An 11,863-nucleotide genomic window follows, 5' to 3' on the forward strand; every position below is an offset into this window, starting at 1 on the left:
CATACCCTTTAAAAAATTTAAGCTAACAAGCTATATACGCTGAGCTGATGCATTTGGTATTTTGTAGGTGTTATAGCAACAATGGGCAGTGCTCTCTCATGTTTGTTATATAATTCGATTAAATTATTCATTTCCATATTTCTTGGGTCTTCAGGACCGTATCCGTCAAAACCAGCAAGCATTATCTGGCGTGCCTGTCCGCTGGTGGCAACTGCTAACGCATACGTTACAACCATTGATGAAGGCATAATGCAGTAATTCTCGAAAAAATCAAAAGTTTCAGGTTTGACTCTAATACCAAAATCAAAAAGTGTCTTTCCTTCTAAAGAATTTTGAACATTCGCTGGAAGCATACTTGCAGGTGTTACGAGAGGTTGCGGCAGCATTGCATGCTGTTCGTAATCAGCCAGAAGTCTAACAGGGTGACAGGCTAAGCGAACGTTAATCAGCTCAGGTGAAATGCTGGTCTGAGTGTTAAGAGCCATGACATAAGGGTTAGTTAATCTGATAAACTGTTCCAAAGCAGTTCTGTGGGTAGAAACCCCGGGTCCTGTGCCAATAATTAAGACATCTCTACCATTGATAACATCAGCAGGATTCCATGTGCCTCGGGGATCTCCTGAATAAAAATTTCGGGCTGACTCGAGAGTACCCAGACTATAATGCTTGCCGCCAGCCTTTTTTAAATGGTTGATGACAGCCAGAATATCCTCGCCATCATACCTTGCGTCACCCATCATTTCCTGTATATATGTTGGGTGGATGCCATACTTTCCAGCCATATAATAATACGCATTCGGTCCCCACCTGTATAATTGCTGCATCGGCCTAAAGTGTTTATCAATCAATTCAAGCAGAGGTGTGTGATTCATTTTTCGCCCAAACCTAGTTTCAAATTCAATAGCCAAGTATTCAGTTCGACAGTTGCCTGGTCCGCGGCCCATGCCAAGCACTGTGGAATCTATCCAGTTCACTCCCTGCTCCACGGCACGAATACAATTGGCCAAGGCCCATTCCATATTATTGTGAGCGTGAAAGCCAAGTTCTCCCTGCCAGTGGGCACGCAGAGCATCTACGGTTGAATTGATGTCGTCTTGGACCATGCTACCCAGGCTATCTGCAAAATAGAGTACGTCTATCGGATATTCTGAACATACTTTGGCGAGATTTCTAATATCTTTTTGAGACAAACCCGCAATTTGCATAAGATTAATTGTAGTCTTATAGCCCATTTCATGAAGTGTGTTAATTGCAGGTAAAGTTTCTTCAGCTTTATGAACATGCACAGCTACGCGCACCATATCAAGAGGAGATTCACCAGAAGGGCCAAATAACCGCTTTACAGCTTCGGCAGGCCCTGCTTGATATTTTGTCAGATCAGCACCGTTGATCATGACAGCCAGCTTTAGTCCATTTTGAGGAAAATTTAAAGCTCTAATATAATTATCAGTGCAAAATGCACATCCACCTTTGAATTTGCCTCCAGAATCAGGCATAAGCCGAAATCCAATTTCTACCATGTCAACTGGTAAAGCAGCCATAGATTTAAGATAATCTACAATTAATTCTGGATTAAAATTCCATGAATTATAATACCCACCATCGCGTAATGTGCAGTCGAGAAATTGTATCATAATATTAGCCCTATAAATAATATAAAAAGTTAATAAATAAAGCATAAAAAGTTTAATCAGGGAGAGAAATTCTACGTCTTCTTCCTTGCATAAACTCATTTAAATCATGAAAAGCTTCACCATTTTTTTTGGTACCTTCATCTTCTGTGCCAGGTATAGGATATAGGTAGTACTTGCGAAGTCGTGCAACAAATTTATAAAAATCATTAAAATTTACGCGATGTTCTTTTTTTTCATTAAGTAAAATTTTTATATCTAATTCCAAATTATTTGATTCCAAAAAGCCTGGAGTGATAGCATCTTTAGGTATAGTGAACCGCCCTGGTATACAAACAGGCACACCTCGCGCCAAAGCTAGAATGACACTTTTTGAAGCTAGAGTAACCATTACATCTGTTACATCAAAAACATCATGAATATCAATATTCCTAAGAATATGTACATTGTGAAATTTAAATTTTTCTGGTTTAATGGCAAATCCAGGTGAGTTAGTGTAAACCAACGGATGATCTTTATAAACTATATGCCATCCGTTAAGGTCAGCAATCTTCTGTAAGTGTATCAAAAGATCTATGTTATTTTCGAAGTAAGGTGACATTACCTTAGACTCACGCGAGCTTCTTGGAAGTATTCCTGAGTTGGTAGGTAATATTCCGTTAAGATAAATTACCGTTTTTTTGTCGAGAAATTCTAGAAAATTTTTATCTGAAACATCGTAATTTTTATGTGCGATCCTTGCTGATGATAATTGATTAACAATATTAGCAGCTGAATTGATTAACTTCTCATCCAATGGAAGGCTCATAAAAGTTTTTTGTTCTATAGCTGGCCATGAATCATAAAAAAAACCATTTTCTGATAGCATCATGGTATTAGGTAGTTCACCATGTTCAGCAAAAACATTTTTTGTTTTAAATTTTTTAGAAACTGATCGCAGTAAAAATGATATTGGTGTGTGCCCGTGCGTGATGAGTAAACTACCTTCACCGAATTTAACAGATTCTGTAAAACTTAACAAATTGTTTATTGAGTGTAATATTTGACCTCGAAAATTATTGGGGGGGATACATTCCTTAGCACCTCTGTAAATAGCATCTTCCCAGTTAAAAACTTGATCAATAATATCTGTATCAACAAAATTTAAAAGTGAGTTATAATAATTTTTTATTTTATCTGTATTAAAATTTTTATCTTGAAAATCTTGAAAAGTGCTTGGAAAACGTTTGATAAGCATATCGTCAGTAGCATTTTTCAAATTTTTAGAAGATGAATGTTCAACATAAACGGTTCTATTAAAACGATTTATAAAATTATCATTTCCTGAAAACCAAAATTTACTTTTATTTGCATTTTGATGAGATGTGCTTCCAGACAAAAAGTAACCTAAAAATATAATATCATCATATTTTTCTAAATTAATATTGATTTTTGTCTCATTTTTTTTTGATCCACACTTATCATTAACACTATTTCTTTCTCTAAGATAATCTAATTTTTCATATCCAAATGGCAATAAATTATTTATATGTCCGTTATTTATATAATGCACAATTGAAGCTGAAGCATGATCGTAATTGCGTCCAAAACAATCAGCGAACGACTTATCTGCTGAGAAAAGGTTGTACATGCAAAGCTGAGCTACATGTTTAACAAAATTACTCATTTGATGTTTAGAAAGACCTTCATCAAGTGCTTTTTTGATATATCTTTCGACATCTTTCAAGTTTTTTGGTTCGTACAAACATGATTTTCCAGTTAACTGCATTCTTCCCAGCAAGACAGTTGGCTTATTGTAAATTAAAAAAAGATAAGCTGATTGAGATAAAATAGTTGTACATACATCTGCTGCATCGATACAATCAAAAATATCTGCATCAGCTACTATATCTATGAATTCTGGATTTTCAATATCAGAATATATTGCTTCTGATATACCGATATTTGCTTGGTACCTTGATACAAAAGGGTGAGGTTTGAATAATATCTGCCAGTTGTTTTTTGAAGCAATGATAGATAAATAATTTAATGCATCTTTAGTGTGTCTGAACAAAGGACTATGCAGATCTCGCCTAGGCCAAGGTTGAGGAAAAATACCAGCACCCCAATCATTTTGTCCTGCAAAAAATATTATTTTCCTTTTTTTTATTTTAGTTATTTTTATAATATCATCTATACATTGTATATTATTTTCGTTCCTAAGAGGTCTGTTTACTTTTTGATCTCTACATATTTTTAAATAATTTTCTGCTTTTTGTATATCAGAATTGTCAACCGGCAACCTACAGAAAACATCTGAATTTCTTGTAACCCTGCTTTCACCCATCCCTCCATCTGCTTCAAACACAATTGAACCAGGCAAGGAGCCAAATTCCATAAACAAATAAGGTATATTAAATTTGCGACAAATATGACTTAATACATGATTTCTACCAGTAAATTGATGCCAAATAAGGCAAAGTGCGATTTCATATTGATTAAATAGTTTTTGCAAATAGCTTTCATAGCTTTTCATTTTCAATAAAGAGTAGAGATCAGGCATATTCCCTTTTTCTTTCGAATGACTTAATGCAGCATAAATCAGATCAAAAGAAAATGTATGCCCCGGGAATATGTCTTTTCCAACCTCATAATGTGGAACAAAATCTTCATTTTCGTTATAAATAAAGTTTTCGTTTTTTGAAAACCATTTTATCGGAGTCGATACTGATAGACATTTGGTGTTTACAATGTTTTCGGTTTGCTCTTGCAGAAGTAATCTATAATTATAATATTTCAAGTTATCATCAAGTTTTTCAAAATATTCTTTTTTTTCTTTAGGAAAAAAACCGCTTACTAAAATTATTTTTTCTTTGTTATAATTTTTGTATTGTTTTTTTATTACAATATTAATAGAATTGATATTTGCATTTTGCATTACAACCTTTTGAGAAAGTTCAACTTTATCAAATATGTCTAAACTAGACTTTTGACTGTAATTAGTAATTACTACATTAAATTTCTCTAATCTTTCTTTTACAATTTTCCAACTTTCATAGTGCAAATTTGGAATTGAATCAGGAATGTTGAAACGATCCCCTCTTTGCTGATAATCGTCAACAAAATAGTTTGGGTTTGCAACTGGTGTTTCTCTTATTTCATATATATTTCCACTTATTTTTTTTGATTCGGGAATCATTTGAACATAATCACAATCAATTCCTAGCAGTCCAATGATTCTGTACCCTAACATGGAAGCAAAAAGACAGGAAAAGCTCCCGGTGGTTAGTTTATCCGTGATACCAGCATAGAAAGGGTGGTCTAGGTAATCATCAAGATACAAAACTTGAGGATGGCCTTTCAACTCAGGGCAAAAATTTAAAAGTTTTTTCCGCAAGAAAAAAAGCGTGATGCGGTTCCCGTGCTGGAGCACGAGATCCCGGATAGCTGCATGATGATGCTCGATCATCACCGTATCCAAGCAGGTGTAGTACTTGGGGTACCAGTTAATACAATGCCAGTGGCGATAGGCTACATTCATGCCAACGCAGTCATGGCCGGTGAGTTGGTGAAAGTCAAAACCGCGCAGGGATGGACCATTGCCGAGGATGTAGATTTCTCTAGTCATGTTGATTTTGATTATAAATTGTTTTTAACTGTTGAAGTTTGTGTATACGGTACATGCTTAGGCTTTTTGAAAATAAATGTTGCCATGCTATTCCAAAAAATACATAATATGTAACTAATTTTTCGTATAATTTTTAAATAATTTTTTAATAGCAAGTTAATCTTCTTTCTACGGATCGTCACATAAAATTAAGCAACTTTTTTAAAATGCCTAGCGCAGACTTGAAGTCCTCTGTGCTGATTTTCAAGCACTCGCTGGAATGCAGCAAATTGGCTAGTTTTTCAATCACACCGAGTCTGAAAAAATACGACGTTATGTCATTTTGATACATTTTTTGAGCAATACTTAGTTAATTGATACTTCACCTAGTAGCATGTGTCTCTTTATGTAATTATCGTTTCATTTCTTCCAATTCTTATTTTTAGCAAATACAAGTGCGGAATAGGGTTTTCCAACTTTTAACATTGGCTTAAATGAAGATGTTTTTACAAAGTTAACTGATTTGCTGACATGATAGTCAAAACCAGCCAGATCCAGCACATTCAAAATTTTCTTTAGCCGGTCTGTCTCCATTCCTAGAGCATGGTGGTATTCACAAAAAATATATTGTACATTTCCTAGTAAAGGAGCTGCATCCAAAAGAGCTGCATCCTCAGATCCTTCTATATCAAGCTTGAGATAGTCGATAGGTTGTTTAAGATAATGGCGTAATCGTTTTTTTTGTACAGTAATAATTTCCAGTTCATCGCCAGCAACTTTTCTTCTCTCGGTTAATGTTCCAGCCAAAGACATTTTTTTCGAAACATAAAAAATTACTTCATCATCGGTGCCATCTATAGCATACGGTAACACCTCGACATCTTGCCACTCATTGTCAGCGACATTCTTTTCTATCAACTCACGAAATGCAGGTACCGGCTCGAAGGCCGTAATTTTTGCTTTTGGGTATAGATGCTTAAAATAGTATACTGCCAACCCAATGTTTGCACCGCAGTCCAATATCCTCGGCTCATCCGTCTCAGCGGTGAAATAATATTCTTGATGTACCAGCAACTCATCCATGCAGGTCCAAATACCCCAATCGTCATAATAGGTTATCTCCGCATCCTTGAAAACAATTTTATTGTTGTCAGCAATCGTTTTCATGATAACATGATAGCCTGCGTTAACATGTTCCACATTAAGGCAATCTCTGTACATTTTGGCCTTTTTCTCTTCAGGCAAAGATGGTAAAAATGACTTCAACACCTCCATGTTTTTATGAGTAGTCAGCAATACATTCAAAGCATGGACATGTTCAGTCCTGGACCAGATCAATGGTTCAGCTAGAAACTGCTGAACAGATGAAATATCACTGGATAGGAGCTTACTAATTTGGCTTTGGGCATCAAGAAGTATTTCGATTACTTGGTCATTTGTACCGACAGACAGTGGATCATCACGAAGTTGCGTGTAGATGTTCACAAACGGCTTGTGCAACTTTTTGGCTTGTACCGAGTAGTCGGAGGTATGGTAATGTTTGAGGTTTGGTTGAACGTAGTCTAGCAAAGCTGGAATGTTAGCTGCTAAGAATTGTTTCTTCTTCGGAGAAAAATTAATAAAAGAATTACAAATCGAGATAGGATCTGCAAGAAGCTGGTCAAAAGTGACTAAAGAATATTCCTGCCATTCCAGAGCCCGCGTAGCGGCTCGTATATGTGCCAGCCAGAGGATTTGAGCCTGAGTCAGGTCCAAGTTGTGTTTGTTATGGAGAGCCAGAGCAATTTCGTATGGGTGGCGGATTATAACGATGCAGTGTGGTTTGAGTCCGACTTCGGTAACGGTTTGGAGCCAAAGGGCTGTTAGTAGTGAGTTGTTAATAGTTAATTGATATTGGCTGTTCTCAGTTATCTTTGTATCTGTTTTCAGGGTAGATGTGTGAGGGGGGAATGTTTTCCTTGATAACGGTTTGTCACTGAGCAGTTTGTGAATACGTTTCTTGGCGTTGATTGCTGCGGGCGTGGACATCCAGTCTTGGTGTAGGGACGGTGTCCAGGGAGAAACGCCAAGGTCCTGAAGGAGTTGGTTGTTGATGGCCTCCGCTGTCATAGTGGATTTAGCATCTAAGGTAGGTATACCCAGAAGGTTGAGGCAATTGGACAGGAGGTTCAGGCCGGATCTAGGTGGGCCGGTGATGATGTGAAGCATTAAGTTATCTGTTATTTGTGGGTAAGGTTACGGAGAAAGTTTCTTGTATGTTGTCGGTTTAATAGTATATTGCAATCAAATATCAAACTACAACAAGCATATTTAAAGACCCAATGACACAGAAGCAAAAAGGCTACTCCTTACCCGCCTCGTAGATCCGCTCGATGAGTTCCATGACACGTAAAGCGTCTGTGGAACTCCCTACTGACACGGAATTCTTTCCCTGGATGCATTTGTGGAATTCGTCAAGCTCATGCTTCCAAGAGTCGTCCCGATCAAAATAGATGATTTCCTCCCTGGGTTTGCCCATGGCGCTGGCGCTATCCTCGAACTGCTTGCGGGCGAACGTGATGCTTTCATCTCCATAGCTTCGTGTAGAGGACAGGATGCCGTTGATGCACAAGTATCCATCCTCCATGAACAGGTCCAAACTAAATTTGTGCTTCCACTGTGTTGCACTGGAATGGAGCATGGCGACTTTGTCTTCAGCGGTCTTCATCAGGGCAAAGGCGTTGTCTTCTAGTGACATACCCTTCCAATAGCAGTTCTGGACGTAACTTTTGATCTCCGTGAAATCGCCAAGGAAGTAGCGAAGCAAGTCCACCATATGGATACCCTGGTCCAACAGGATGCCGCCTCCGGCCAGATCCTTGTCTGAACGCCAGGAGTTCTCAAAGGTCAACCCGCCAGCCTTCCCGTAAATACCTCTGGCCCAGAGCAAGTTGCCGTAACGTCCACTGGCCACGATGGCCTTGGCTTCCATCACTCCATAATGGAAACGGTGATTGAAGCCGAACTTAAGAATACTGTCTTTAGCTTTTCTCTCGGCTTCTATCATCATTTTCACATCACCGACGGAGCGACCAGGGGGCTTTTCACTGAAGACGTGCCTGTTTTTTGCAAGTGCAGCGCAGACGATTTCTGGAATAATATTGTTATACGTGCAAACCATGACCGCGTCGGCTTCGTGTTCTAGAGCAGCCTTCCAATCCGTATAAAATGGAATTCCAGGAAATTCACGAGCGACTTCCGGATTGACGTCGCACAGTGCGCAAACTTCGCAGTCAGGATGGTTGTCGATGGTTTGCTTGCGGATGCGACCCATCTTGCCCATACCGATGATGGCTATTCTGAGCATCTTAGGCCTCCCCCCGCTTCACCGCCACTACCCGGAGATGTGAACTGAGATTGTTTTGCTGAAGAAAGGCTTGGAGACGTTCAAACACCAAGTCATCGTTCAAGCTGGAGAGATAGCGCTGAAAATATTGATGTGTGGGAATGCGATCAGCGGCACGCTGGACCAACTGAGCATCCAACAATCCTGGCGTGGTCAGCTCCAGGATATCAAAACCGGCTCTTTGCAGAAGAAGGTTTATGCCTTGTGGAGACGGCAGGCAGATATGATCAAGGGGATAAATGCTGTCAGATTCTCCGGCCAGTGTTAGTACGTCAAAGCCAGATCCTGAACGACTTGAAAGGAGCAAAAGGCCACCTGGAACGAGGCTTTTATGTACTTTTTTCAACAGTTCTGCCGGTCGTGTACAACGCTGGATTACATCAAAAAGGATGGCTACATGCCCATTCTCAGCACGGCCTTGAGGAGCGACCGGTGGAAGCGGGTCAGCAATGACATATTCGGAAATGAATGAGTTATTTGTGGATACGATCTCTGTCCAACCACGCATGCGTGGCCCCCAGTCCTGCACGACATATTTTTCCATGCCGAGATAACGTCGTACCCTGCCTTCCACCCACTCTATCTGACCGGCCCAAAGCTCCTGACGCAACTGAGTAAATGTATCTTGATAATCCTGTGTTTGGCGATATCTCGCCAAGTCCGAGTCGTGCAGGTATCGATGCATTGTCGCGTTATCGGGCATTGCTCCCAGACTCAAGGACCAGGTTTGGGGACACAAGGCATATTTTTGCCCCCACTTCACGAACAAAACTTCATAACGTCCCTGGCCAGAAACCGGACAGGGGTCCATGTGTAGTGTCTGGGGTAACTGATTCGTAAAGGTTTTCGCCAAATTCAATTCTTTTAGGTACAAGGAGTTATGGTGTAGATCATTAACCTGGATAGATGGGGCGACGACTTCGTGACGTATCATGATGTGCTCGATGTGGTGAGGTTATATGAGATCCATTTCATGAGAGGCCTGCGCTGGCAGCTAGTCCCAAACATGTCCGGCCTTAACCAGCATTGACCATGGACGGGTATTGGTGGGTGTGAGCGTAATCGGAGAACCGGCTACCTGGGCGATGGCCAGTCCGGCTGCTACATCATACAACATGATATCTTCTTCCATGTAGGCATCCACTCGTCCACAAGCCGTATACGCCAGGGAAAGTGCTGCGCTGCCAAGAAGCCGGATTTTTTTAAAGCCTTGGACGTGATGAAGAAAGGCTTGCAGTGGAGCCGAGCCAAAATCACGGTTGACCGGAAAGCCTGTAGCCAGAATTGCCTGGGAAGGGTCAGCTATTTTTGAGGGTTGAATAGCTTTGCCGTTGCATGCGGCTTCTCCACCCTGCATGGCGCTGAACATCTCTTTGCGGGTGAAGTCGTACACAACCCCGAGCAGCGGCGACAGCCCACGGTACAAGGCAATGGAAACGCAACACAAATCCAAACCTTTGCTGTAGTTCACCGTCCCATCCAAGGGGTCTACAATCCATACAGGCCTGTCTTGATCCAGATCGTTGCTTGCTCCGCTTTCCTCTGCCAGCACTGGATGCGGGGCCAGTCGTGATAGAATGCCCAGGATAATGGTCTCTGACTCTTGGTCAGCCTTGAGCTTGACATCCCTTGATCCAGCCTTTCGCTGTTCCTGAACCGATTCACGATTTTCAGCCAGATACTGTCCAGCAGCTAATGCCGCGGTTTTGGCTGCGTTGAGTTCATTGTGAAAGGGCACGTTACTCACTCATATCCCGCAGCAAATTATGCACAGCTTCGGATTCCATGCCCAACCGGCACTGACTGGTGTAAGTGCAGACGTGGGGAGTCATCAGGACATTGGGAAAATCTTGCAGTTCACCCTGGTACGGCTCACGCCAAAATGCGTCGAACCAAGCACCACCAACTTTGCCTGAAGCCAAAGCCTCGATGAGGGCCTGTTCATCCACCAAACCGGCACGGGCCGAGTTGAGAAGAATCACGCCGTCCTGCATGGCTGAAAATGCCTGCTGGTCCAAAATGACCGCATCACCTCCTGCGTGCAGCGTAATAATACGGGCTCTTACCAATCCCTCGTCCAGCGTAACCAGGGTTTCGCCATGTGCGAGTTCATCCTTGGACAGCGCTGGGTCGCAAACCAAAATTTCAGCACCAAAAGCACGGGTCAGCCTGGCCACGGTCTGACCGATCCGGCCATAGCCAATGAACAGCACCGGAGTGCCGGATAAGCCGGTGCAAATGGCTTTTTCCCACTGCCCGGCATGCAGGGCAGTGTTCAGTTCCAAGAGGCGGCGGCACAAGGCCAGCATGCACGTCAGGGTCAATTCGGCTACGGCTTGGGTCGGACCGTCCGGCGTGTTGGATACCTTGATGCCCAAATCTTTAGCCGCGGCAAAATCAACATTGTCCATGCCGATGCCCACTCGGGCAATGACTTTTAACTGTGGGGCCGAGGACAGTACACGGCGGTTCAAGGGCTCCAAACCAGCGATCAGTCCGTCCACGCCTTCGAGATGAGCGATGATTTCTTCTTCCGTGAGCCGACGGCCGAAGGGATTTGGCTTGATGCGCATGCCGGCTTCTTCCAGCATGCGTAAAGGGGTTTGGTCTTTGGCCGCGAAAGAGGACGGGCCGATGGCTACTGTGCGTTGCATGTCGGCTCCGGGTGTTCGGCCATGAAAACGTCCAACCAACAATGCAGAAGGGCCTGATGCCCCGCCTCGGCCAAGCCGTAGGTGGCGGCAGGTACGTAGAAATTGAGGTCCCCGGCCTGCCTGGACTTGTTGTCCGGCTTCATGGCCGAGAGAGTAACCACGCGCAGTCCCAAGTCTCGCGCCGCTTGAATGGCCGCAACCACGTTGGGGGAGTTGCCGGAGCTGCTGATGGTCACCAGCACGTCACCTGGGTTGGCAAACCGCTTCAGAGGCATGGCAAAGCACTGCTCGTAGCAGATGTCGTTGCTCACCGCTGTCATCAGGGCTGCATCGTTGAAGGCCAAGGACCGGAACCCGCCATTCTTGCTCGCGTCAGCGGCCATGTGTCCAGCCATCATGGCGCTTGCACCGTTGCCGACAAAGTACATGGTCTTACCGGAGCAGCGCAGATCATCGGTCATGGAGCACCAAGCCTTGAGAGCCTCTTCCATGGGCAATGTCGTGCCACCCGTAGTGGTAGCCTCGGTGGCATCCAGGCATTGCTTCAGGTCGTTGATGTACGTGGTGTAGAGGGGCATGGGAGATCCTTTGTTGTCTGTTAATTGTA

9 protein-coding genes are annotated in these 11,863 nt (G+C 42.5%); 1 reads left to right on the forward strand and 8 read right to left on the reverse strand.

Translation table 11 applies throughout. From position 1 onward, the window contains the following. Window positions 1-17 precede the first annotated feature (17 nt). The gene (locus ACYQ15_RS12850) at window positions 18-1,733 is read right to left on the reverse strand and encodes an aldolase catalytic domain-containing protein (protein WP_459937911.1); all 1,716 of its coding nucleotides are present in this window, start codon (window positions 1,731-1,733) and stop codon (window positions 18-20) included. Beyond that, window positions 1,687-5,079, reverse strand: coding sequence for a hypothetical protein (locus tag ACYQ15_RS12855; protein ID WP_459937912.1), 3,393 nt, complete (start codon window positions 5,077-5,079; stop codon window positions 1,687-1,689). Before ACYQ15_RS12855 ends, ACYQ15_RS12850 begins: the two co-directional genes overlap by 47 nt. Here ACYQ15_RS12855 and ACYQ15_RS12860 point away from each other — a divergent pair. After that, a complete protein-coding gene (locus ACYQ15_RS12860) occupies window positions 5,062-5,352 on the forward strand; it encodes a hypothetical protein (protein WP_459937913.1) in 291 nt (96 codons plus the stop codon). The genes ACYQ15_RS12855 and ACYQ15_RS12860 overlap by 18 nt on opposite strands. Before the next feature lie 285 nt (window positions 5,353-5,637). Here ACYQ15_RS12860 and ACYQ15_RS12865 read toward each other — a convergent pair whose 3' ends face one another. The 6 genes from ACYQ15_RS12865 to ACYQ15_RS12890 all read right to left on the reverse strand — a co-directional run bounded on the left by ACYQ15_RS12865 (window position 5,638) and on the right by ACYQ15_RS12890 (window position 11,834). Next, window positions 5,638-7,425, reverse strand: a complete 1,788-nt coding sequence (locus tag ACYQ15_RS12865) for an FkbM family methyltransferase (RefSeq protein ID WP_459937914.1) — start codon at window positions 7,423-7,425, stop codon at window positions 5,638-5,640. Window positions 7,426-7,558: 133 nt separating this feature from the next. Further along, window positions 7,559-8,563, reverse strand: a complete 1,005-nt coding sequence (locus ACYQ15_RS12870; protein WP_459937915.1) for a Gfo/Idh/MocA family protein — start codon at window positions 8,561-8,563, stop codon at window positions 7,559-7,561. Window position 8,564: 1 nt separating this feature from the next. Next, a complete protein-coding gene (locus ACYQ15_RS12875; RefSeq protein ID WP_459937916.1) occupies window positions 8,565-9,536 on the reverse strand; it encodes a methyltransferase domain-containing protein in 972 nt (323 codons plus the stop codon). A 60-nt stretch (window positions 9,537-9,596) separates the two neighbouring features. Then, on the reverse strand, window positions 9,597-10,340 hold the full coding sequence (locus ACYQ15_RS12880) for an inositol monophosphatase family protein (RefSeq protein WP_459937917.1): 744 nt from the start codon (window positions 10,338-10,340) through the stop codon (window positions 9,597-9,599). A 1-nt stretch (window position 10,341) separates the two neighbouring features. After that, complete coding sequence (locus ACYQ15_RS12885; protein WP_459937918.1) at window positions 10,342-11,256, reverse strand: phosphoglycerate dehydrogenase; 915 nt, start codon at window positions 11,254-11,256, stop codon at window positions 10,342-10,344. Beyond that, complete coding sequence (locus tag ACYQ15_RS12890) at window positions 11,241-11,834, reverse strand: SIS domain-containing protein (protein WP_459937919.1); 594 nt, start codon at window positions 11,832-11,834, stop codon at window positions 11,241-11,243. The genes ACYQ15_RS12885 and ACYQ15_RS12890 overlap by 16 nt, the downstream gene beginning before the upstream one ends. Window positions 11,835-11,863: the final 29 nt, after the last annotated feature.

The organism is Desulfonatronum parangueonense (assembly GCF_054656975.1).